Below are 22,055 nucleotides of genomic sequence, written 5' to 3'. Positions count from 1 at the left end.
AAGGCCGGCGGACCGGCCCGCTCTAAAAGAGCTACTTCTTGGAAGGGCGCTTACTTAACGACCGAAGGCCGGTTCCGCAAGTGCCTTTGTTCGGAAAGTTTTTCCGAACAACTCTCGTTGAGTTGGTCGTCTCTTTACAGAAGCGAAGACCGCTTTGCAAGAGACTTTCGTCAGTAAACCGACGAACTCCTCAAGAGCTCCAAGGACCTTTCTGGCTTCGGTTACCCTTAGCTTTCAGACCCTTGCTCGCCGAGATCTTCGAGGCGCGAAGCCCGTCCGCCGCGGCGAGGGGCGGTATCTAGTTGGCGGCCGATTTCGGGTCAAGCGCCTTTCGCCAAAAACCGCCGATCTCTGCGGGCCGCTCCTCCAGGACGCCCGCCCACGAGACGCACGCGGGTCCGCGCGCGCGTGCGTAGGCGACGAGTGCGAGCCCGCACGCGCGCGACGAGGAAGCCGGATGAAAGACGGCCGCCCGACGCGTTCCCTCGCCCGGCGGCCGCCCTCGGCTTTGGACGTCGCAGCCCCGCGCGCGGGTTCGGCGCCCTCGCCGCCTGTCAGCTTGGCGCAGCATGGCCGCCTGCGCCTTGAGGCGCATCAACGATGATCAGAGATGGCGGGATCGGCGATCGGCACGATCCGGGATCGCGGGCGTTCAGGCCGGTTCGTGGACCAGGCTCTGCAGCAGGTCGACCAGCAGGCGCCGGGATTCCGGCGACAGGGCCTCGTACCGCTTCAGCAGATCGATCGCGCCCGGCAGGGTCATGAGCTTCAGGAACTCGAAGTCGGCCGGGGCGAACTGCGGCTGGTCGAGCGCGCTGGTCAGGTCGGTCACCCGACACTCCAGGGCGCGGGCGATCTGCACCAGCCGGGAGAAGGAGACCCGGTTGGCGCCGTTCTCGTACTTCTGCACCTGCTGGAACGAGATTCCACAGGCGTTGGCCAGCTGCTCCTGGGTGAGGTTCAACGACCGCCTGCGCAGGCGGATGGCGTTACCGAGTGCGCGGTCCAGTTCGTCGGCCGCCCGGGCGTCGGAGGTTACCTTGGGCATGCCTTTGCTGTGAACGGATTGCCTGCGAGACGCAAGTCTCACAACGCGCCGAAATCATCGGAAGATATAGAGGAATGGTTAAGATTGGCCGGGGCCGGCCTCAAGGCTGCATTCGTCCAGCACCAGGGCGGTGAGGCAGAGCACTTCGCGCAGCACCATCTCGGCGGGCTTGAGCCCGGCGTAGACCTTGGTGCGCTCGACGAGCCGGTGCACCAGCTCGGCCTGCAGATCGGTCGGCGCGAGCTCGACCAGCTGCCGTTCCAGCGCCGCCCACCCGATGGTCAGACAAGGCTCGGTCTCGGCCAGCGGCGACCAACGGCTCGTGAAGCGTTCAACCTCCGCACGAAGCTCGAGCGCCCTGGCGAGAAGGGGATCTGAAACCTGGGCCGATCGGTCGTCGTTCATGAAGCCCTCCATGGTGGTGCGCTCCTCCCTATCCATAAGGCTTGCGCTGCGTCTGTCCTGATTGAGTGTGTCATCATGAAATGTGGACGGGCGCGCGTGACAAAATCGGGACACACGCGCGATACAAATGGGCGAGGAAGGGGCGTCGATCCACCGCGGACCGCCGGCGACACGTACGCCCTTCCGTGGGCCCGCAGACTTGTGGCATTCAACGGCTGGTGTTCGCCTGCGGCGCAGATCGTCGGCGAGCTCGAGAAACGAGCGCCCAACGAGAGATCATGCTGCAAGCCGCCGATGCGCGAGATCTGAAGCTCAGCCTGCTCACCCCGCAGGAGCGTGAGTGCCTGCGGCTGGTCGCCCAGCAGCGCTCGTCGAAAGAGATCGCAAGCGAGCTCGGCATCTCCAAGGCTTCGGTCGACACCTATTGCAATCGCGCCCGCGCCAAGCTGGGCGTCACCAGCCGCCGCGACGCAGCTCAGCTCGTGCTCAACCACGAGATCGTCGGCCCCGCGGCCAGCCCGGCCGCCGGGCTCACGCCGCCGTCGCGCAGCGAGGCGACCGTCCCCACGATCTCGCTGCTGCTGCCCATATCCAGCCTCGGGCCGATGGCGCGGCTGGCGATCATCATGGGCGGCGCCGTCGTCCTGGCGCTGGCCTTCGGCATGCTGGTGAGCGGACTGCAAAGCCTGAACGACGTCGTGAAAGCCGCCAGCTCCGCGCCGGCCCCGCCCGCGTCATCGACGGTCGTCGTCACCCGCTGAGGCCCCGCATCGACAGCCTCATGGCCACGTGATTAGCTTCTGCGATCATCGTTCGGGGAAGCGCCATGACCATCGTCGACGCCGCCCAAGCCAAGCTGGACATCAATCGCGTAATCCGGCGCACCCTCGAGGTGCTGCAACGGAACTGGCGCTCGCTGCTGCGCCCGGCGCTGCTGTTTCTCTATCTGCCGGGCATCGTCGTCGGCGCGCTGGAGCCGCACCGCGGGCCTTTCGGGCAAGGCCTTGGGATACATCCGGCCCTGCCGCTCGTCGCCCTGCTGGCGCTCATTCCCTACACCCTGTTCCACGGCGGCCTGATCCGCCTGACCGTCGCCGATCTGCGGGCCGAAGCGATCTCGACTGAGGAAGCGATGGCCGTGGGCCGCCGGCGCCTGTGGCCGCTGCTCGGCCTCTCCCTGCTCGCGGGCCTCGGCGTCGCTCTAGGCCTGGTCCTGCTGATCGTTCCGGGGGTCATGCTGGCGACCGCCTGGAGCGTCGCAGGGCCCACGCTGATCGAAGAACGCCGCCCGGTCATGGAGACCTTCGGCCGCAGCGCCGAGCTCACCCGCGGCTCGCGGCTGAACATCTTCGGCGTCGGCCTGATCCTGGTGGTCGTCCAGCTCGTCGGCTCGCTGGCGGTCTCGGTGGTGAGCGCGCCTTTCCCCGCCCTGCTCAGCGGGGCGCTGATCTGGCCGCTCTGGTCGTCGGCCATCAGCATCGCCGCCGTGGCGGCCTCCGCGGTCATCTACGACGAGCTGAGCAGCCTCAAGACCGACCGCGCCGAGGCCACGGCCGCGCCGGCCTGAGCATGTTCAAGCGCAAGACCGGCGTCCACCTTTGCGCAACACGCTCTACGTCTGCCGCCGCCGCTCCATGCCGCGATAGTCCAGGTCGGCGCGGCGCCGGCGGCAGGGGCCGAAAAAGTCCGGCGCTCGCACGAAGGGGCGGGCCTGGAAGATCAGCGCCTCGATCCGCCGCAGGAAACCGGTGACGGTGAAGGGCTTGGAGAGGAAGTCCGTGACGCCCGCGTCCCGCGCCGCGGTCACCCGCCGCTGTTCGGTGTAGCCGGTCAGCATCAGGACCGCGACATAGGGACTGGGGCTCGTCGGATCCTTGCGGATCCGCCGCACCAGCTGGACGCCCTCGTCTCCCTTGCCCAGATTCTGGTCGACGATGACGAGATCGAACACCTCGCGCTGCATGGTCTCGAACGCTCCGTGCGCCGTGGCGACGTAGCCGATGTCCTGCGCGCCCAGGCTGGTCAGAATCGACTTCACGATCTCGGCCGCGTGCCGGTTGTCGTCGACAACGAGTATGCGTAGAGCCTTGAGATCCATGCGCCCCGTAAGGTCCCCAAACGACCGGGGGATATTGGGCGGCGGGCCCTAATATTGAGCGAACGGCGTGAACCGTTCAGGCGCCCAGGGCCAGGCGCGGGGTTCTCAGCCGCAGAAGACTGACTCCAGCCGCCACCGCGGCGACCGCGCAGCCGGCGAGCAATGCGTCCGCCGTCGCCCGCGGACCTGCGAAATGGAAGAAGACCCCCGTCGCCAGCGCCCCGAACGTCTGGCCCAGCAGGCGGGCGGTGGCCAGCATGCCCCCTGCCGCGCCGCTGCGGCTGAGCGGGGCCGCCGAGACGATGGCGCGATTGTTCGGCGACTGGAAGAAGCCGAAGCCCAGGCCACAGACCACCATTCGCCAGCCGATCTCCAGGTCCGAGGCGCCGGGGTGAAGGGTCGACAGCAGGCCCAGGCCGCCGGCGAACACCGCCAGGCCCACCCCGCCCAGGAGACCGGCGGGATAGCGGTCGGCCAGGCGGCCGGCGAGCGGGGCGGACAGCGCCACCGCCAGCGGCCAGGGCGTCATCAAAAGGCCGGTGGCCACGGCGCTGCGGCCGAGAACCTCCTGGAAGTAGAAGGGCAGCGCCGTGTAGGCGAGCATCTGGGCCGCGAAGGAGACGATCGAGGTCGCGATCGACAGGCCGAAGATCGGGATGCGCAGCAGGTCGAACGGCACGAGCGGGGCGGCGCGGTCGAGCTCGCGGCGGACCAGCAGCACCGCGGCGATCGCCGCGCCGGCGATCTTCAGCAGTCCGGCGCCGAGCCCCTCCCGCGCGAGGTTCTCCAGTCCCAGGATCAGGAGGCCGAAGGCCAGGCCGTTGAGCAGGGCCGAGATCCAGTCGAACGGCCGGTGCGAGGGCTCCGTCCTCGGCAGCGCCCAGACCGCAAGCGCGATGGCCGCCGCGCCGATCGGCACATTGACGGCGAACAGCCACTCCCAGGAGGCCCGGGCGAGGATGGCGGAGGCGACCGTGGGACCGATCGCCGCCGAGATCGAGATGACCACCGCATTCAGGCCGATGCCGCGCCCGAGCATCCGCTGCGGATAGGTGAAGCGCACCAGAGCGCTGTTGATGCTCATGATCCCGGCCGCACCGAGGCCTTGCAGGATCCGCGCGGCGGTCAGGCCCTCCAGGGTATGCGACAGGGCGCAGGCGAGCGAGCCCAGGGTGAAGACGGCGACGCCGGCGATATAGACCCGGCGGTACCCGAGCTTCTCGCCGAGCGCTGCGAGCGGCAGCAGGCAGACGGTGATCGCCAGCTGGTAGGCGTTGACGATCCAGATCGAGGCGGCGGCGCTGGCCTGAAGCTCGCGGGCGATGGTCGGCAGGGCCACGTTGGCGATGGCCCCGTCCAGGACGGACATCGCCATCGCCATCCAGATCGCCAGCACCGACCAGTAGCGGCGTGGGACCGGCAAACCGTCAACGGGCGCGGCCGCGTCGACGGCGAGCGGGGATTTCGACATGTTTCGGCAAACTCGCGAACCGCCCGCCGTATCCGCCCGCGGCGCGATGGGCGGCCGCTACGGCTCAGGCTGTTAAGAAAACGTTACAATAAACAGCGCTCAGAGAGTGGCGTTATGTCACATGGGGGAATATAACGACGCGCCATGACGAACCGCAGCTTCAAACCAGATCTGACGGGATCGGACGAGACCCTCGACGCGCTGCTCGAGCGCCTCCGGTCCTTCAGCAAGCGGCGTCCCGCGCCGAGCGGACGCGATCTTCCTCCGGATTTCGACTACTTCGTCACCTCCCGTCGTCCGCGCGGCGGCGCCGGGGGCGCGGAGGCGCCGATCCCGAAGGACGTGCCGTTGCCAGACCTTTACGCCTCCATCTGACGCGGCCCGACGGCGTTCCGAGACGGGCGAGCGCCTTCGGTTGAAGGCTTCCCAGGGTCGCCCCTGCACACCTCCTTCAGACGTGTTAACCTCTTTCGTCCTCAGGAGGTTCAGCCATGTCGATGCCCCAGGAACACCTCGAAAAACTTGCCCTGCACAGCGCATTCGCCGTGCACCAGATCGCCCGCTGGGTCGCCCTGCAGAACAACGTGCCCGACGATGTGCGCGACCGTCTGAGCGCCCACATCGCCGCGATCGAAGGGGTCCTGGTCACCAACGGCCACGACTGGATCCGCGAAGAGATCGAGGCGACCGAGGCGGCCCTGCACCACGTCTGAGCTTCGAGCCGGCGACGACTTCATCAAGTGGCGGTCAGGCGGCGCAGGCCGCCGCGCGGCGGTCGCGCCGCTGGCTCGCCAGGGCGACCGCCAGTCCGGCCGCGGTCAGGGCCGCGCCGACCAGGGGCAGGCTCGTCAAGCCCGGCCCGTGGGCGATCGCCTCGCCGCCCGCCCAGGCGCCGAGCGCGTTGCCGAGGTTGAAGGCGGCGATGTTCAGGCTGGACGCCAGGGTCTGGCCTGCGGCGCCGGCCGCCTCCAGGACGCGCAGTTGCAGCGGCGCCACCGTGGCGAAGGCGGTCGCGCCCAGCAGGCCGGCGAACACCACCGCCGGGACCTTGCCGTGGATGGCGAAGGCCAGGCCGAGCAAGACGACGAGCAGGGCTGCGAGCGTGCCTGAAAGCGCCAGGCCGAGGTTTCGGTCGGCGAAGCGACCCCCAGCCAGGTTGCCGACCGAGAAGCCCGCGCCGAACACCAGCAGCACAGCCGCGACGGCGGCGGGGGAAAAGCCGGTGACCTGCGCCAGGATCGGCTGGATGTAGGTGAAGACGGCGAAGACGCCGGCGAAGCCCAGGACGGTCATCAAGAGACTCAGCTGCACCTGCGGCCGCAGCAGGACGGCGACCTCTTCGCGCAGGGATACGAGCGGCGCGTCGTCGCCCACCGCCTGCGGCACGAAGCGGGCGAGGACCGCCATGGCGACGAGACCGACGCCCGCGACCGTCCAGAAGGCGGCGCGCCAGCCGAACGACAGGCCGATCCAGGCGCCGAAGGGCACGCCGACGAGGGTGGCGACCGTCAGGCCGGCGAACATGGTGGCGATCGCCGAGGCGCGCCGGTCGCTGCTCACCAGGCTGGCGGCGACCACCGAGCCCACGCCGAAGAAGGCGCCGTGGGCGAGCGAGGTCAGCACCCGGGCGGCCATCAGGGTCGCATAGTCCGGGGCGAGCGCGCAGGCGGCGTTGCCCAGGGTGAAGATCCCCATCAGGCCGAGAAGCACCCGTTTGCGCGGCAGTCGCCGCGTCGCCAGCGTCAGGATCGGCGCGCCTGCGAAGACGCCCAGGGCATAGCCGGAGATCAGCAGACCCGCGGCCGGGACGCTGACGTGCATGTCGCCGGCCACCTGCATCAACAGGCCCATGATGATGAATTCGGTGGTTCCGATGCCGAAGGCGCCGGCGGTGAGGGCGAGGACAGCTATGGGCATGACAGCTCCGCGAGTTCTGGTGGAGCTCAGATGACGACGGGCTCAGTCTTGAGTTAGAAGGGGCTGGCTCCAGTCACTTGTGAGATGAAGTCAAAATGCCTCGGCTTGCTGCCAATCGCGCCGGCGAGATGGAAGTCTTCGTCCGGGTGATCGAACAGGGCGGCTTCTCCGCCGCCGCCCGGGAGTTCGGGCTGACCCCGTCGGGGACCAGCAAGCTGGTCACGCGGCTGGAGGCGCGGCTCAACACCCGGCTGGTGAACCGCTCCACGCGCAAGCTGCGGCTCACGCCCGAGGGCGAGGCCTTCTACGACCGCGCGGTGCGCATCCTCTCCGACATCAGCGAGGCCGAGCGGGAGGCCGCGGTCGGCGCCTGCCCCCGGGGCCATCTGCGGGTGAACAGCAACGTGCCGTTCGGCCGCCTCTATCTCGCGCCGCTCGCGCCGCGGTTCCTCGCGCTGTATCCGGAGGTGACCCTGGACCTGGTCCTCTCCGACACGGTGGTCGACCTGATGGAGGAACGAGCCGATGTCGCCATCCGGGTCGGCCCCTTGCGCGACTCCACCCTCGTCGCCCGCAAGCTCGGGGCCAGCGGCATGGTGGTGGTCGCCTCGCCGGACTATCTGGCGCGCTGCGGCGCGCCGGCGACGCCCGCCGACCTCGCAGACCACCTGGGCGTCGGCTGGACCTTCCAGCGCAGCATCGGCGCCTGGCCTTTTCGCGACGGCGAGCGGGCGGAGACCATCTCCCCGCCGCTCGTGGCCCGGGCCAGCGACGGCGAGACCGCGCGGCAGCTGGCGATCGGCGGGGTGGGCCTCGCACGCCTGGGCCTGTTCCACGTCGGCGAGGACATCGAGGCCGGCCGGCTGGTCCCGGTCCTGGAAGCGTTCAACCCCGGCGACCGCGAGGACACCCACGCCATCTACCTCGGCCAGGGCGGCCCCCTGCCGGCGCGCGTCCGAGTCTTCGTCGACTTCCTGGCGGCCAACGTCCGGATGCCGGCGACGAGCCTCCGGGCGCTCACGACCGGCGGATGGACGGTCCGGCAGCCGGTTCGGCCAATCTCTCCGTCAGGTTGACGTTCCGAAGTTTTGACAGCCATAGGTGGTTACCGCGAAGACCGCCTTTGGACGTCGGTCATCGCTGCTCAGACTGAAGTCCACTCAATGTAGTCGCAGCGGCGGCTCGCTCCCGACAGCGATTTTGTTTGCATTCGATTCACCGCGTTTGTTGGCGATATCGAAAAGGCCCGCCCGCTAACCCTATCACAACAAGCGAAAACCGTGGTCAGGGGCAAAATGCGCGTCGTCACCATCGTCAGCTTGGGCGCCTCCGCAGTGCTCGGACTGGCGGCCCTCGTCGTCGCCAAGACCGTGCTGCCGAACCAGGCCACGGCCAAGGTTGCCGGCGTCTCCGCCCCGGCGGAGGGCGTGGAGATCGTCGTCGCGTCAAAGGATATGAAGTACGGAGACAAGGTCGACGCCGACCATCTGCGCCTCATCCGCCTGCCGGCGGACTCCGTGCCCCAGGGCGCTTTCACCACGATCGCCTCGGTGCTGGCCGCCGACCGCGGAGGCGCCCCGGTGGTGCTGACCCCGATCGTCGCGCGCGAGCCGATCCTGCCGTCCAAGCTCTCCGGCCCCGGCGCCCGGCCCTCCGTCGCCGCCGAGATCGGCGACGGCCTGCGCGCCTACACCATCAAGGTCAGCGACGTCTCCGGCGTCGGCGGCCACGCCCTGCCCGGCGACCATGTCGACGTCGTGCTGCTGCGCGACATGAACCCCGCAGGTCCGCTCCACGCCTTCATCTCCGAAGTGGTGTTGCAGCGCGTGCGCGTGCTGGCGGTCGACCTCAACGCCGACCTCGTCGCGAACAAGCCCTCGACCCCCAGCACCGCGACCCTCGAGGTCAGCGTCGCCGACAGCCAGAAGCTGGCCGTGGCGGCGGATCTCGGCAAGCTTTCGCTCGCCCTGCGCCGCACCGGCTCGGCCGAGGTGGCGGCGACGGCGCCCGTGCGCACCAACGCCTTCACGGGCGGCGGCGGCGGCGGCGGCGGCGCAGCGCCGACATCGGCCGGCGTCGCGCCGCGCGAGGTGTACGGCGGCATCCTCATCATCGAAGGCGACAGCCATGGCGGCGGCCCGCGCAACCCGCCGCCGACCGCCAAGCCCGCCACACCTGCCGTGGCGGCGCCCGCCGCGGCCGTCGGATGACGCCCATGCTCCGCCCTTCCCTGCGAAACCGCGCCCTCGTCGGCGCGCTGATCAGCGCCGCGGTGCTGGCCCTGGCCCCGCCCGCCTCGGCGGAGGTCTATCGCACCACGCCGACCAGCCGCCGCGTGGTCTATGTGCCGCGGGACAAGTCGGTGGCGTTCCACCTCGACCGGCCCGCGAGCCGCATCGTCGTGGCCCAGCCTGACACCGCCACCGTGCGCGCCACGGGCGGCGACAGCTTCTACATCCAGGGCAAGGAGTTGGGCGAAACCAATCTCCTGATCTACGGCGCCAATGGCCGGCTCTCGGAGATCCTCGACGTTCGGGTCGGCTATGACGCCCAGGTGCTGCAGCAGGACCTGGCGATCGCCTTCCCCGGCGAAGGCATCCGGGTGCGCACCATGGGCGAAGGCGTGCTGCTGACAGGCCACGTCGCCAACACCGGCGTCGCCGCCCGCGCCAAGGCGCTGGCCGAGCGCTTCGCGCCTCAGTCCGTGACCTCGCAGCTCACCGTCGGCGCCTCGCAGCAGGTGATCCTGGAAGTGCGGGTGCTGGAGGCGAGCCGTTCGGTCCTTCAGGACATGGGCGTCAGCGCCAGCGTCATCAGCAAGAACTTCCAGTTCGCCACGGGCTCCGGCCTGCTGGGAGCCGACACGCCGGCCGGCATCCTCAACCTGAGCGGCAAGGTCGGCTCCACGGCGATCGACGTGCAGATCCAGGCCCTGGAATCCAAAGGCCTGGTGCGCACCCTGGCGCGTCCGAACCTGGTCGCCCTGTCGGGCGAAAAGGCCAGCTTCCTGGCGGGCGGCGAGTTTCCCTATCCGATCCCGCAGAACAGCAACGGTTCGGTGCAGACCATCTCGCTGGAGTTCCGCAAGTATGGGGTGAAGCTCGATTTCAAGCCGGATGTGCAGGAGAACGGTCTGATCCGGCTGGAGGTCGAACCGGAGGTCAGCAAGCTCGACCAGAGCAACAGCCTCAAGGTCAACGGCTTCGTCGTTCCCGGCCTGATCACCCGCAACGCCCATACGGTGGTGGAGCTGCGCAACGGCGCTTCCCTCGCGATCGGCGGTCTCTACCAGCGCGACTATCAGAACGACATGAGCCAGGTGCCGGGTCTCGGCGAAATCCCGGTGCTGAGCGCCCTGTTCCGCTCCGCGCGCTGGCGCAGGGCCGAGACCGAGCTGGTGATCATCGTCACGCCGAGGCTGGCGGAGGCGTCGGACTTCGCCAAGGCCAAGGCGACCCTCGATCTGCCGGGTGATGAGCCCAGCGACGAAGACACGCTGCTGCGCGGCAAGTCGCTCGATCGGCCGATCGAGCGCCAGTCCGACGCCGCCAAGCGGTGAACCCCATGCCGCGTGAGAGTGACAAGATGGCCTCCCCCCCCGCACCTGCCCTCGCCGGACGCCGCGTCCTGCTGGTCGGTCCAGCCTTGGCGGCCGCCGTTGGCGATTCCTTGAAGGGCGCGGCCACGGAAACGGCCGCGATCGAGCGCCTGCCGCAGGCGAACGCCGGAACCTACGATCTGGTGGTCGTGGACGCCGACGCCTGGGAGGCGACCGCTCTGGCCGCAGCCGTCCAGGACCTGGCGGCCAATCCGCGCGCCGCCCCAGTGCTGCTCGTCGGCCAGCGCATGCCCACCACCGTGGTGCGCAACCTTCTTCGACTGGCCAGCTCCGACGTGCTCGAAGCGCCCTTCACCGCCGACCAGTTCGCCAACGCCGTCGCCGCCCTGCTCGCGGGAGCGGAGCCCGCGCCAGCGCCTGCACCCATGGCCGCGCCCGAAGGCGGCTCGCGATGCTGGGCGATCACCGGCGCGGTCGGCGGCGCGGGCGCCACCACCATCGCCGTCGAGATCGCCACCGCGCTCGCCGCCCGCTCGGGCAAGGACAAGAGCGTCTGCCTGATCGACCTCAACCTCGCCGATGGCGCGGCCCCGGCCTATCTCGGCGCCCAGCCGGCCATGCGGCTCAACGATTTCGCCGGCGCCGCCGAGCGCATCGACGCGGCCGTGCTGCAGGCCTTCGTCACCCCGGTCTCCAAACAGCTCGACCTGCTGGCCAGTCCGCGTGACCCAGACGCCTTCGACACCGTCGGCCGCGAGGCGGTCCTGCGGATGCTGGAGGTGGCCTGCGAGTGCTACGAGTGGGTCGTCCTCGACATGCCGCGCCATCGTCGCGCCTGGACGCTGGAGGCGCTTTCCGGCTCGGACGAGGTGCTGGTCATCTCCGAATTGACCGTGCCGGCCCTGATCGCCGCCCGGTCCCTGGCGGAGGAGATCGAGACCGCGCTCGGCGGCGGGACCAAGCCGCGCATCGTGCTCAACCGGCTGGCCAGCCGGATGTTCGGCCCGGCGCCGTCGATGACCGAGGCCGAGCGCGCCCTGCAGCGCAAGGCCGACGCCGGCGTCAGCTCCGACTGGGAGGCCGCGGCGGCGGCGGCCAACCTCGGCGGGCCGATCGCCCAGCACCGGCCGAAGTCGAAGATCGTCAAGGACATCGCCCAGCTGGTGGAACGCCTGGCGGACACCGGCGTCCGCCGGCATGCGTCCGGCGCGAAGCGGGCCGCCTGATGGCCCGCTTCAGTCTCGCCCGCGCACCCGCCGCGAAGCCGGAGGCCGCCCCGGCCCCCGCCGCCGCGCCCGCCACCCCGCCTGCGGGGGCGCCCATCGGGGCGACCACGCCGTCACCCGCCGCGGCCGTCGCGCCCACGCCCACGCCCACGCCCAGACGTCCCGCCGAGCCCAAGCCGGCGCCGGCGAAGTCCTCGCAGCTGGATGTCCGGCTGAAGCTGCATTCGCGGCTGATCGAGGAGCTCGACCTCTCCAAGCTCGACAAGCTGAGCGAGGCCGAGCTTCGCCGCGAAGTGATGCGGCTCACCGCCGACTTCGCCCGCAGCGAGCGCATGGCCATCAACAACGCCGAGCTCGAGGAGCTGGGCTCCTCGATCTACGACGAGATGGTGGGGCTGGGCCCGATCGAGCCACTGCTGAAGGACGAGACGATCAGCGACATCCTGATCAACGGCCCGCAGCAGGTCTATGTCGAGCGCCGCGGCGAGCTGGAGCTGACCTCCGTCCGTTTCCGCGACAACGATCACCTGCTGCGCATCGTCAACCGCATCGTCGCCGGCGTCGGCCGACGGATCGACGAGAGCCAGCCGATGGTCGACGCGCGCCTGGCCGACGGCAGCCGGGTCAACGCCGCCATTTCGCCGGTGGCCATCGACGGCGCGGCGGTCTCGATCCGGAAGTTCTCCAAGAAGCCGCTGACGCTAGAGAAGCTGGTCGAAGTCGGCGCCATGCCCCAGCCGGTGGCGGAGTTCCTCTTCGGCGCCGTGCGCGCCCGGGTCTCCACCGTGATCTCCGGCGGCACCGGCTCGGGGAAGACCACCCTGCTGAACGCGCTGTCCGCCGCGATCAGCCCCGGTGAGCGCATGATCACCATCGAGGACGCCGCCGAGCTGCAGCTGCAGCAGCCGCATGTGGTCCGCATGGAGACGCGCCCGCCGAACATCGAAGGCAAGGGCGAGATCCGCCAGCGCGAGCTGGTCAAGAACGCGCTGCGGATGCGACCAGACCGGGTGATCCTGGGGGAGGTGCGTTCGGAAGAAGCCTTCGACATGCTGCAGGCCATGAACACCGGCCACGAAGGTTCGATGGCCACCATCCACTCCAACAATCCGCGCGAGGCGATCAGCCGTCTCGAACAGATGGTCGCCATGGGCGGCCTCAGCCTCAGCCCGGAATCGGTGCGCGCCCAGATCGCCTCCGCCGTAGGCATGGTGGTTCAGGTGATGCGCCTGGCCGACGGCAAGCGGAAGCTGACCCATGTGACCGAAATCGTCGGCATGGAGGGCAATGTCGTGCAGATGCAGGACATCTTCACCTTCAACCGCACCCACACTGACGCCGACGGGTCGGTGCACGGCGAGTTCCGCGCCAGCGGCCTGCGCCCGCGCTGCCTCGACGAGATGATCCGCCGCGGCATCAACTACGACGTCGCCAACTTCGACCCGTCGAAGGTGCTGGGCTCGACCTGACGATGAATGCCCGACCATGAATGTACGCCTCGTCTTCCTCATCCTGATCTTCGCCGCGGTCTTCGCGGCGGGTCAGGCGGTGTTCGGCCTGTTCACCGTGGCGCGACAGAAGCAGGTGGTGAACCGACGGCTGAAGACCGCCGAAAAGATCGATGGCGTCGCCGCACTGGTGACGGAGCTGCGCAAGCAGCGCGGCCTCACGGCCGAGGGCAAGAAGGGCGAGCGGCTTCGCTGGCTGTCGAACCTGATCGTCGCCTCCGGCGTCCCCTACGAGCCGCGCAAGTGGGCGCTGATGGCCGGGGGCGCGGCGATTGTGACCGCCTTCGCCGTGGCCGTCTTCCTCAAGCACCCGCTGCTGGCGATTCCGGCCGCGATCGTGGTCGCTCTGGGCGGCCCGATCGCCGTGCTCAAGTTCAAGGCCGGCAAGCGCACCAAGGCGCTCGGCGTCCAGCTTCCCCAGGCCCTGGACATCATCGTCCGCAGCCTCGAGGCCGGCCACCCGGTGCCGACGGCGGTGGCCCTCGTCGGGCGCGAGATGGCCGATCCGGCGGGCACCGAGTTCGGCATGGCCGCCGACGAGATCGCCTATGGCGCCACCCTCGAGCAGGCGGTCGAGCGCATGGCCGAGCGCTGCCAGCACCCGGACGTCGACCTGTTCGCCGCCACCGTGCGCCTGCAGGCCGGCACCGGCGGCAACCTCACGGGCCTCCTCAAGCTGAACGCCAACACCGTGCGCGACCGGCACAAGATGCGGCTGAAGATCAAGGCCGCCTCGTCGGAAGGCCGCGCCTCGGCCTCGATCCTGACCGCCGCGCCCATCCTCACCATGGCCTTCATCACCCTCTCCTCGCCGCATTTCTACGGCGACGTGATCCACGAGCCGTTCGTGCGGATCGGCCTGGGCGTGATCGTCACCTGGCTGGTGATCGGCAACCTGGTCATGCGCCGCATGATCGACATGCGGATCTGAGCCGATGACCGCGCTGCAGATCCAGAACCTGATCACCGTCATCGGCGTGGTCCTGGTCACTACCGCCCTGGGCGGCGTGACCTGGCTTGTGGTGAGCGAGCTGCGTCTGCGCGCGATGCGTCGCAGCCGCCTCGCGGTCACCGCCGGCGCGGCTCCCGCCGTCATCGGCCGCAAGGCGGGCGCCCTGGGCGGGCAGGTGATGGGGACCGTCCGGCGGCTCGGCCAACAGAGCGCCGTGCGCGACCCCGCCAAGCTCTCGGTGCTGCGCAACCAGCTGATGCAGGCCGGCTTCTTCAACCGCGAGGCGCCGGTGGTCTATCTCGGCGTCAAGGCGGTGGCCATGGCCGCGGCCACCGCCGGCGTGCTGCTGCTGCTGCCGATGCTGATGAACGGCAAGGGCGGCATGGGCGGCGTGCTCCTCGCCGGCGTGGTGTCCGGCATCGCCGTGCTCGGCCCCGACCAGGTGCTGAAATCCCGCCGGCAGTCGCGCGAGCGGGAATACTCCGACGGCTTCCCGGACCTGCTCGACCTGCTGGTCGCCTCCGTCGAGGCCGGCCTCAGCCTCGACGCCGCCGTGACCCGGGTGACCGACGAGCTCGAGCGCCGCTACCCCAACCTCACCATCCATCTGCGAATGCTGGTGCTGGAGCTGCGCGCCGGGCGGGCGCGCAAGGATGCCTGGAGCTCGCTGGCGGAACGCTTAGGCACCGACGACGCCCGCGCGCTCGCCACCATGCTGCGCCAGGCCGAGGAGATGGGCACCAGCCTCGGCGAGACCCTCGGCGTCTTCTCCCAGGACATGCGCGCCAAACGCATGCTGCGCGCCGAGGAAAAGGCGCTGGCGCTCTCGGCCAAGCTGACCGTGCCGCTGATCCTCTTCATCTTCCCCTGCCTGCTGGGCTCGCTGATGCTGCCTGCGGCGGTCCGCCTGATGCACGTCTTCGGCGGGGGCTGAGCCAACCGGGCGGGCGCGCGCCCCTTTCAAGCCTGGCTCAGGGCCGCGGCCACCGACTGCGCGAGCGACGTCGTCGGGCGGCCGATCAGGGCCGAGAGCCGGCGTCCGTCGTCAAACAGCGCGCCCTGGGAAGCGCCGACGTCCCAGCCTGCGATCGCCTGGGCCAAGCCGTCCGGCAGGCCGGCCCCGACCAGGGCGGCCGCATAGTCAGCCTCCGGCAGATCGCGATAGGGGATCGTCCGACCGGTCTGACGCGAGGCCTCCGCGGCGAGATCGGTCAGGGTCCAGGCTTGATCGCCAGCCAGCTCGTAGAGCTTGCCGGCATGGCCTTCGTCGATCATCGCCACGGCCGCGGCCTCGGCGTAGTCCTCGCGGGCGGCGGAGGCGATCCGCCCCTCGCCGGCGCTGCCGACAAGGGCGCCGTGGGCCAGGGCCGCGCCGAGCGAACCCGTGTAGTTCTCCGTATACCAGCCATTGCGCAGGATGGTGTGCGGCAGGCCGGACGCCTTCAGGGCCGTCTCGGTTGCACGATGCTCTTCGGCGAGGCTCAGTGGCGAGACGTCGGCGTGGAGCAGGCTGGTGTAGACGATACGCGTCACGCCCGCCCGCCTGGCCGCGTCGATGATGTTCTGATGCTGACGGGCGCGCTCGCCCACCTCGCTGGAGGAGATCAGGAGCAGGACGTCGACGCCCGCGAGCGCGGGATCCAGGGTCTCCGGCCGAGCGTAGTCGGCCGCGCGCGCGGCGACACCCAGGTCCGCCGCCTTCCGCGGGCTCCGCGCCAGGGCGAGGATCTCGGCCACAGGGGCGACGGCCTTCAGCTGTTGGATGACAAGGCGGCCAAGTTGGCCGGTGGCTCCGGTGACGGCGAGGGTCATGCTGGACTCCAGTTCTTCAAGAGCTGGATCTATGCCTGTTGCTTATTTTTTGTAAGTACATACATAAATGTAAGCATGAACCCGGCGCCCCCGACCCTGTCCGAACAGCTTCGCCGTGGCGACCTGCTGGCCGCCGCCTGCCCCTCGCGCGAGGTGTTGAAGCACGTCACCAGCCGCTGGGGCGTGTTGGTGTTGATCGTCCTGCAGGACCGAACCCATCGCTTCAGCGAACTGCGCCGCAAGATCGGCGGGGTCAGCGATCGGATGCTGGCCCAGACGCTCCAGTGGCTGGAGGGCGACGGCCTGGTGGACCGGGTCGCCTTCGAGGTGGTCCCACCGCACGTGGAATACAGCCTTACGCCGCTCGGCCAGGAGGCGGCTGAAAAGGTCCGCGCCCTGGCCGACTGGATCGAGGTCAACCTGCCCGGGATCGTCGCCGCTGGACGCCGCCAAGCTGCGACGGCGTGATCAGAACGCCCAGAGGACCGCGGCGGCCCACGGCATGCGCTCGCGCGATTGGCGGATCCCGGCGCTAGGACCGCGCCAGGGTGGGCGCGATCACTAGCCGATCGAGAATGTCGGCGATCCGTTCGACCGGGAGCGCCGGCTCCTGCTGCAGCCACCAGGCCAGGATGTCGATGGTCCCGCCGGTGGCGTAGACGACCTGTAGGTCGGCCGGGATCCAGCTTTCGGCCGGGGGCTTGCCCGCCGCGATCAGCTTGGCCTGGCGGATGAACTCGTGCCGCACCGTCCCAGCGGCGCCTCCTGTCAGCAGGGCCGACCACAGCTTGCGCCGCGCGTCGACATAGGCGCAGGTCTCGCGGGAGGCCACCAGACTGTCGGCGGCGAACAGGATCGGCAAGGTCTTGTCGATGAGCTCGCTGATCTGATCGGCCGCCAGGTCGTTGAGCAGCGCCTCCTTGTCCGGGTAGTGCCGGAAAAAGGTCGCATACCCCACCCCCGCCCTGCGGGTGATCTCGCGGACGGTGACCTGCTCGAAGGGCTTTTCCTCAAGCAGCGCCAGCAGCGTTCCGCACAAGGCCGAGCGTGTTCGCAACATGCGCGCGTCGACAGGCGTTGACGGGCCGCTGCCGTCGGACTTACGATCCATAGTGTATCACATCTACCGTTGGCCTCACAAAGCCAGCTGTCGAATGTCGTCCACCTGCCCCGCCGATGCAAACCGGCCGTCCGCAACCGGTGCGGGAACGACGCCTAAACGACGCTTTGATGAGCGGCCGGCGTCGCGGGTTCGGTCGCGGCGTGTGATCGTGAACGAAATTGGCCGACGCAGAGCCACTAGGGAGAAACCCGAATGAACGACGTCTCCGCTTTCGCGCCGAGGCCCGCGCACATTCCGGACGCCGCGGTCTACGACTTCGACATGTTCCGGGATTCGGCCCTGCTCGCCGACCCGCATGAGCGCGTGCGCCAGCTGCTGCGCGAGGCGCCGGCGGTCTTCTGGACGCCGCGCAACCGCGGCCACTGGGTGGCCCTCGGCCACGAGCCGGTCTTCGAGGTCTCGCGCGAGTTCGACCGGTTCTCCAGCGAGTTCATGGCGCGCGAGCAGATGCAGCAGATGCTGGCGATGGCGCCGCCCGGCATGCCCTACATTCCGCAGTCGAAGCCGATCAGCCTCGACCCGCCGGACCACGCCAAGTACCGCGCGCCGCTGGCCTCGGTGTTCGGTCCCAAGGCGATCAAGGCGCGGACCGACGAGATCCGCGCGCTCGCGAACGCCTTGATCGACGAGGTGGCCGGCCAGGGCTGTTGCGATTTCATGCCGTCCGTCGCCGAGCCCCTGCCCGTGCAGGTCTTCCTGAAGATGATGGGACTGCCGCTGGAGCGTCAGGCCGAGTTCCGCCGGATGGTGCACGAGTTCCTGGGCCCGGGCATGAATGAGCCGATGCAGGCGGCGTCGCGGATGCGGATGATCGCCGACGCGATCGACGAGGTGATCCTGGCGCGCAAGGACGATCGCAGGGACGACCTGATCAGCCTGCTCTGGGCGGCCGAGATCGACGGCAAGCCGATGACGCTGGAGACCATGGAGGACTTCGCCGTCCTGCTGTTCATCGCCGGTCTCGACACCGTGATCAACGGCATGGGCTTCGGCGTGCGCCACATGGCGGCGAACCCCGACTTCCAGGCCAGGCTGCGCGCCGATCCGTCTTTGATCCCCGAGGCGGTCGAAGAACTGCTGCGCCGCTACACCTTCACCGTGCCGACCCGGCGCGTGGCCAAGGACACCGAGCTCGGCGGCTGGACGCTGAAGAAGGACGAATGGGTGATGATCTACCTGCCGGCGGCGGACCTCGACCCGAGCGTCTTCCCCGCGCCGGAGGTGTTCGACCTCGATCGCGAGAACAAGACCCACATCGCCTTCGGCGCCGGTTCCCACCGCTGCCTCGGCTCGCACCTGGCCCGGCTCGAGCTTCAGGTCCTCTACACCGAGCTCCTGACGCGCCTGCCGACCTTCCGCCTCGACCCGGACAAGCCGGTCACCTTCCATGCCGGCAACATCATCGCCATGGACTCTCTGCCGCTGCGCTGGGACTGACCTCAGCCGCCCCGGGCGATGAGCTGCTCCAGGGTCCGGGGATCCGGCTGGCCGGCGAACCAGGTCGCAAGCGCCGTGCGGAACAGCGGCTCCTGCGGCGCGGCTTCGGCGAACAGGGTGAGGCTGGAGCGGAACTTCAGGTCGTCGGGGCTGCCGAAGATCTCGTGCGCCGAGCGGCCCGCGACGCCGTTCACCGCGGCCACGCAGGCCCGTAGCCGAGGGCCGAGCAGGGGATGCTCCAGATAGGCCCTGGCCTCCGCGAGCGAGCCGATCGCATAGGTCTGGGCCATCGGGCTGGAGCCCAGGCCGGCGATCTGCGGAAAGACGTACCACATCCAGTGGCTGGTCTTCCGCCCGACCGTCAGCTCGGCCAGCGCCGCGTCATAGTTGCGGGCCTGGGCCTCGACGAACCGCTGCAGCTCGAACGGATCCGCCATCGACGTGGCCCTCCTAAGGCCCCGCGGTCGGTCAAGCGACCGGCACCTCGAGTTGGGCGACGAAGCCGTCCGGCGCAAACTCCGACGTCACCCCGCCATGGCCCAGCAGCGCCGTCGACAACAGGCGCGAGCCGAAGCCCCGACGGGACGGCGGCCGCACCGGCGGCCCGCCCCGCTCGCGCCACTCGACGGTGACCCAGCCGTCGCGCCGCGAGCGCAGCGACAGGCTCACCCGGCCCTCCTCGGTCGACAGGGCGCCGTACTTCAATGCGTTGGTGGCCAGCTCGTGCAGCAGGAGCGCCAGCAGGATGACGCTGTCGCCGCTCATGTTCGCCGTCTCGAGCTCGGGATCGATGTCGAAGTGTGACAGATCAAAGGGGTCGAGCACCTGGGCCAGCAGCTGCCGCAAGCTCAGCGGCGTCCCATCCAGGGCGGTGGCGAGATCCTGCGACCGGGACATGGCGCCGAACCGGGAGAGGATCAGCTCGGTCAGCTCCTCGACCGTGCCCGCGGCGCGGGCGGCCTGCTGCACCATGGCCATCATCACCGTCATGGCGTTCTTGGCGCGATGGCCGAGCTCGCGCATCTGCAGCCGCCGCCGTTCCTCCAGGTCGCGCCGTTCGGTGATGTCGAGCGTGGTGCCGTGGATCGACTTCAGACCCAGGGCGTCGCGGCGGATGCGCTGATGCAGCTGCACCCAGCGGACCTCGCCGTCAGGGCGAACGATACGGTGCTCGAGCACATAGTCCCCGCCGTCTTCGGCGCGAGTGGCCGCAAGGACGGCCTCCTCCCAGACAGCCTTGTCGTCCGGGTGCACCGTACCGCGGAAGGCGGCGACGGTGATCGGGGTCCGCGGCGGCACGCCATAGACGGCGTACTGGTGGTCCGACCAGAGCACGGTGTCGGGATCGTCGCGATCCCATTGGAAGACGCCCATGTGGGTCAGTTCGATGGCCTGTTCCAGCCGCTGACGCTCATCCGCCAGCTGCTCGGCCATTCGCTTGGAGTCCGTGATGTCGACGATCAGCCCGTCCAGCAGGCGACCGCCATCCGACGCCGGACGGCTGGCGGAGGTCATGCGAATCCAGCGCAGCTCGCCGCCCGGCTTGCGAATGCGCGTCTCCGCCGTCGAGAGACGGTCGCTGCCCGCGACGCTCGCCTTGTCGCGCAGCAGGCGCTGCTGGTCTTCCGGGGAGATCAGCTCGGCGAAGGCGCGGGAATCCGCCAAGATCGCGTCCGGCGGAATTCCAAGGATCGGGAGACAGGCCGAGCCCAGGCGCAGGAAGCGCGAGCTGCGGCCGTCTGGGCCCAGGTGAAGCAGAAACGGAACGCCGAGCGACAAGGCGTCGGCCACGTCACGGAAGGACGGCTCGGCCGCCAGCGAGTCCTGCAGCACGTCACGCACGGGCGCTCCCTTCCCGTATCGCCGGTACTGTGTCGCCTGCAAGGGGCGCGCACAAGTCCTGGCTCCAGCGCCACGTCGCGCGCGAAATGGAAGATTGCGTTCCACGCACCGTCCTTCCCGACCCTAGTTCAGGAAGTATTGGTCAAGCTCGCGGCAAAACTACGACGGCGTTCGGCAACTCGTTCGGATTGCCGTCCGGGTCTGCGGGAAAATGCTCCGCCAGCACGTCGGCGCAGAGCCCGATCGCCGCGGCGACGGCCGCCGCCGGCTGGCCCCGGCGGAGCCCTTCGATGAGCGCCGCCATGGCCTGGTCCCAGACCTTCGGATCGACCTGGGCGGCGATCCCTTCGTCGGCGATCAACTCGGCCATGTGCTCGGCGAAGGAGACGAAGATCAGAACGCCGGTACGCTCGCGCGTCAGGTGCAGACTCTTGGCCGCGAACTGTTCGCGGGCGCGCCGTCGCACCCGTTCACGCTTGAAGGCCCGCGGCGTCAGCGCCCGGCGCACCGATGGCATGGCGGCCACGACGAGCGTGACGACGAACAGCCCCGCCTGCAGCAGGATCGCCCCGATCAGGGCGTCGCGCGCCGCGCGCTCGGCGGCCTGGCTGACCTGGGCCGCGGTCCAGCCGCCGAGCAGGTCGGGCGCGCTGACATGCACCCCGCCCAGCAGCAGCAGGGCGGGCCCCAGCAGGGCCACGCCGGCCGCCCAGGCAAGCGGGGTCTCGCCATAGTCCGAGCTCTCCTCAGTGACCACGCAATAGAGCTCGCCCGTGGTCCGGGATTCGGCCTGGCGGATCGCGCCTTCGATGGCGGCAAGGTCTGAGGGGCTCAGCTTCATCACCAGCTCCCGGACGATCCGCCGCCGCCGAACGACCCGCCGCCGCCGGAGAAACCACCGCCACCGCCGCCCCAGCCGCCGCGATCCCGGCCGCCGCCGCCGGACAGCAGCATCGGCAGCAGCCACCAGAGTCCGCCGCCGCCGCCCCGGCCGCCGAAGCCGCGCAGCAGCGAGCCCAGCACCCAGAAGATGACGACGATGGCGATGATCAGCCCGACGGGGATTCCACCGCCGTCCTGCGCCTTTTGCGGGACCTGGGCCGCCCTGGCGACATTGGCCTTGGCCTGGTCGTCGGGCAGGGCGAGCTGCTGGACGACGGCTTGGACGCCGTCGACCACGCCCTGCTCCATCTGGCCGGCCCTGAATCGCGGCAGGACCTTGGTCTGCAGGATCACGCTGGAGAGGGCGTCGGTCAGCACCGGCTCCAGGCCGTAACCCACCTCGATGCGCACCTTCCGGTCGTTGGGCGCCACCAGGAAGACGACGCCGTCGTCCTCGCCCTTCTGCCCGATCCCCCAGGTCCGGCCGAGCTGGTAGCCGTAGTCGGCGATGTCGTAGCCCTGCAGGTCGGGGATGGTCGCGACCACCATCTGGCGGCCGGTCTTCGCCTCCAGGTCGGCGAGGTCCGTATCCAGCTTCTGCGCCGCCTGGGGCGAGAGGATGTGGGCGTTGTCGACGACGCGGCCGGTCAGCGGCGGAAATTGCGGCGCGGCCGCCGCGACGGCGGCGAAGGCCACGAACAGAATGGTCGCAAGCGACGCTGCGAGCCCCCTCCGCCAGAGGGGGAGGAGACGCCAAGGCGCAGCCGCCCCTCTC

General features: G+C 69.6%; 24 protein-coding genes. 13 read left to right on the top strand and 11 right to left on the bottom strand.

Translation table 11 applies throughout. The features are described from left to right. Positions 1 to 652: 652 nt before the first annotated feature. Entirely contained in the window at positions 653 to 1,048 is a 396-nt protein-coding gene (locus ACSQ2B_RS20060; protein ID WP_436052569.1) for a helix-turn-helix domain-containing protein, read from the bottom strand. Positions 1,049 to 1,126: 78 nt separating this feature from the next. Continuing rightward, positions 1,127 to 1,453, bottom strand: a complete 327-nt coding sequence (locus tag ACSQ2B_RS20055; protein ID WP_436052568.1) for a hypothetical protein — start codon at positions 1,451 to 1,453, stop codon at positions 1,127 to 1,129. Between the two features lie 278 nt (positions 1,454 to 1,731). On the opposite strand from ACSQ2B_RS20055, the gene ACSQ2B_RS20050 reads away from it, so the two are divergent. Further along, the gene (locus ACSQ2B_RS20050) at positions 1,732 to 2,214 is read left to right on the top strand and encodes a response regulator transcription factor (protein WP_436052566.1); all 483 of its coding nucleotides are present in this window, start codon (positions 1,732 to 1,734) and stop codon (positions 2,212 to 2,214) included. 65 nt (positions 2,215 to 2,279) lie between these two features. Next, on the top strand, positions 2,280 to 3,020 hold the full coding sequence (locus tag ACSQ2B_RS20045; protein ID WP_436052564.1) for a hypothetical protein: 741 nt from the start codon (positions 2,280 to 2,282) through the stop codon (positions 3,018 to 3,020). 45 nt (positions 3,021 to 3,065) lie between these two features. On the opposite strand, the gene ACSQ2B_RS20040 is transcribed toward ACSQ2B_RS20045, so the two are convergent. Together ACSQ2B_RS20040 and ACSQ2B_RS20035 are read right to left on the bottom strand one after the other, a co-directional pair. After that, positions 3,066 to 3,551 (bottom strand): response regulator, encoded by a 486-nt coding sequence (locus tag ACSQ2B_RS20040; protein WP_436052562.1) that lies wholly within the window; start codon positions 3,549 to 3,551, stop codon positions 3,066 to 3,068. Between the two features lie 76 nt (positions 3,552 to 3,627). Continuing rightward, complete coding sequence (locus ACSQ2B_RS20035; RefSeq protein ID WP_436052560.1) at positions 3,628 to 5,022, bottom strand: MFS transporter; 1,395 nt, start codon at positions 5,020 to 5,022, stop codon at positions 3,628 to 3,630. A gap of 144 nt (positions 5,023 to 5,166) precedes the next feature. Here ACSQ2B_RS20035 and ACSQ2B_RS20030 point away from each other — a divergent pair, with 144 nt between their 5' ends. Both ACSQ2B_RS20030 and ACSQ2B_RS20025 read left to right on the top strand, forming a co-directional pair. Continuing rightward, positions 5,167 to 5,397 carry a hypothetical protein gene (locus tag ACSQ2B_RS20030; RefSeq protein WP_436052559.1) on the top strand — a complete coding sequence of 77 codons (231 nt, stop codon included), beginning with the start codon at positions 5,167 to 5,169 and terminating at the stop codon, positions 5,395 to 5,397. 116 nt (positions 5,398 to 5,513) lie between these two features. Beyond that, positions 5,514 to 5,735: a hypothetical protein gene (locus ACSQ2B_RS20025; RefSeq protein ID WP_436052558.1), complete on the top strand. Its 222-nt coding sequence runs from the start codon at positions 5,514 to 5,516 to the stop codon at positions 5,733 to 5,735. Positions 5,736 to 5,769: 34 nt separating this feature from the next. Here the strand turns inward: ACSQ2B_RS20025 and ACSQ2B_RS20020 are convergent, their stop codons facing one another. After that, positions 5,770 to 6,939, bottom strand: coding sequence for an MFS transporter (locus ACSQ2B_RS20020; protein ID WP_436052556.1), 1,170 nt, complete (start codon positions 6,937 to 6,939; stop codon positions 5,770 to 5,772). A 95-nt stretch (positions 6,940 to 7,034) separates the two neighbouring features. Here ACSQ2B_RS20020 and ACSQ2B_RS20015 point away from each other — a divergent pair, with 95 nt between their 5' ends. The 7 genes from ACSQ2B_RS20015 to ACSQ2B_RS19985 all read left to right on the top strand — a co-directional run bounded on the left by ACSQ2B_RS20015 (position 7,035) and on the right by ACSQ2B_RS19985 (position 15,118). Beyond that, complete coding sequence (locus ACSQ2B_RS20015) at positions 7,035 to 8,015, top strand: LysR family transcriptional regulator (RefSeq protein ID WP_436052554.1); 981 nt, start codon at positions 7,035 to 7,037, stop codon at positions 8,013 to 8,015. 204 nt (positions 8,016 to 8,219) lie between these two features. Beyond that, positions 8,220 to 9,149, top strand: coding sequence for a Flp pilus assembly protein CpaB (gene cpaB, locus ACSQ2B_RS20010; protein ID WP_436052552.1), 930 nt, complete (start codon positions 8,220 to 8,222; stop codon positions 9,147 to 9,149). A 5-nt stretch (positions 9,150 to 9,154) separates the two neighbouring features. Continuing rightward, positions 9,155 to 10,498, top strand: a complete 1,344-nt coding sequence (locus ACSQ2B_RS20005; RefSeq protein WP_436052550.1) for a type II and III secretion system protein family protein — start codon at positions 9,155 to 9,157, stop codon at positions 10,496 to 10,498. 26 nt (positions 10,499 to 10,524) lie between these two features. Then, positions 10,525 to 11,724 carry an AAA family ATPase gene (locus ACSQ2B_RS20000; RefSeq protein ID WP_436052548.1) on the top strand — a complete coding sequence of 400 codons (1,200 nt, stop codon included), beginning with the start codon at positions 10,525 to 10,527 and terminating at the stop codon, positions 11,722 to 11,724. Next, positions 11,724 to 13,193: a CpaF family protein gene (locus ACSQ2B_RS19995; RefSeq protein ID WP_436052546.1), complete on the top strand. Its 1,470-nt coding sequence runs from the start codon at positions 11,724 to 11,726 to the stop codon at positions 13,191 to 13,193. The genes ACSQ2B_RS20000 and ACSQ2B_RS19995 overlap by 1 nt, the downstream gene beginning before the upstream one ends. A 16-nt stretch (positions 13,194 to 13,209) precedes the next feature. Next, entirely contained in the window at positions 13,210 to 14,163 is a 954-nt protein-coding gene (locus ACSQ2B_RS19990; RefSeq protein WP_436052544.1) for a type II secretion system F family protein, read from the top strand. A gap of 4 nt (positions 14,164 to 14,167) precedes the next feature. Then, positions 14,168 to 15,118, top strand: coding sequence for a type II secretion system F family protein (locus tag ACSQ2B_RS19985; protein WP_436052543.1), 951 nt, complete (start codon positions 14,168 to 14,170; stop codon positions 15,116 to 15,118). 26 nt (positions 15,119 to 15,144) lie between these two features. Here ACSQ2B_RS19985 and ACSQ2B_RS19980 read toward each other — a convergent pair whose 3' ends face one another. Beyond that, the gene (locus tag ACSQ2B_RS19980) at positions 15,145 to 15,996 is read right to left on the bottom strand and encodes an SDR family oxidoreductase (RefSeq protein WP_436052541.1); all 852 of its coding nucleotides are present in this window, start codon (positions 15,994 to 15,996) and stop codon (positions 15,145 to 15,147) included. Positions 15,997 to 16,071: 75 nt separating this feature from the next. Between ACSQ2B_RS19980 and ACSQ2B_RS19975 the strand changes: the two genes are divergently transcribed. Further along, positions 16,072 to 16,464, top strand: a complete 393-nt coding sequence (locus ACSQ2B_RS19975) for a winged helix-turn-helix transcriptional regulator (RefSeq protein ID WP_436052539.1) — start codon at positions 16,072 to 16,074, stop codon at positions 16,462 to 16,464. Between the two features lie 64 nt (positions 16,465 to 16,528). On the opposite strand, the gene ACSQ2B_RS19970 is transcribed toward ACSQ2B_RS19975, so the two are convergent. Beyond that, a complete protein-coding gene (locus ACSQ2B_RS19970; protein ID WP_436052537.1) occupies positions 16,529 to 17,056 on the bottom strand; it encodes a TetR/AcrR family transcriptional regulator in 528 nt (175 codons plus the stop codon). Between the two features lie 255 nt (positions 17,057 to 17,311). On the opposite strand from ACSQ2B_RS19970, the gene ACSQ2B_RS19965 reads away from it, so the two are divergent. Then, positions 17,312 to 18,556 carry a cytochrome P450 gene (locus ACSQ2B_RS19965; RefSeq protein ID WP_436052535.1) on the top strand — a complete coding sequence of 415 codons (1,245 nt, stop codon included), beginning with the start codon at positions 17,312 to 17,314 and terminating at the stop codon, positions 18,554 to 18,556. Positions 18,557 to 18,558: 2 nt separating this feature from the next. Here ACSQ2B_RS19965 and ACSQ2B_RS19960 read toward each other — a convergent pair whose 3' ends face one another. From ACSQ2B_RS19960 to ACSQ2B_RS19945, 4 genes are all read right to left on the bottom strand, one after another. Then, positions 18,559 to 18,993, bottom strand: coding sequence for a DUF1810 domain-containing protein (locus tag ACSQ2B_RS19960; RefSeq protein ID WP_436052533.1), 435 nt, complete (start codon positions 18,991 to 18,993; stop codon positions 18,559 to 18,561). A 31-nt stretch (positions 18,994 to 19,024) separates the two neighbouring features. Continuing rightward, positions 19,025 to 20,398 (bottom strand): sensor histidine kinase, encoded by a 1,374-nt coding sequence (locus ACSQ2B_RS19955; RefSeq protein WP_436052531.1) that lies wholly within the window; start codon positions 20,396 to 20,398, stop codon positions 19,025 to 19,027. Between the two features lie 142 nt (positions 20,399 to 20,540). Beyond that, a complete protein-coding gene (locus ACSQ2B_RS19950; protein WP_436052529.1) occupies positions 20,541 to 21,239 on the bottom strand; it encodes a TPM domain-containing protein in 699 nt (232 codons plus the stop codon). After that, positions 21,239 to 21,976 carry a TPM domain-containing protein gene (locus ACSQ2B_RS19945; protein ID WP_436052527.1) on the bottom strand — a complete coding sequence of 246 codons (738 nt, stop codon included), beginning with the start codon at positions 21,974 to 21,976 and terminating at the stop codon, positions 21,239 to 21,241. Before ACSQ2B_RS19945 ends, ACSQ2B_RS19950 begins: the two co-directional genes overlap by 1 nt. Positions 21,977 to 22,055: the final 79 nt, after the last annotated feature.

Source organism: Phenylobacterium sp. LjRoot225, from assembly GCF_964252855.1.
Classification (GTDB): Bacteria; Pseudomonadota; Alphaproteobacteria; order Caulobacterales; family Caulobacteraceae; genus Phenylobacterium.
This window is presented reverse-complemented; position numbering and strand designations above follow the sequence as displayed.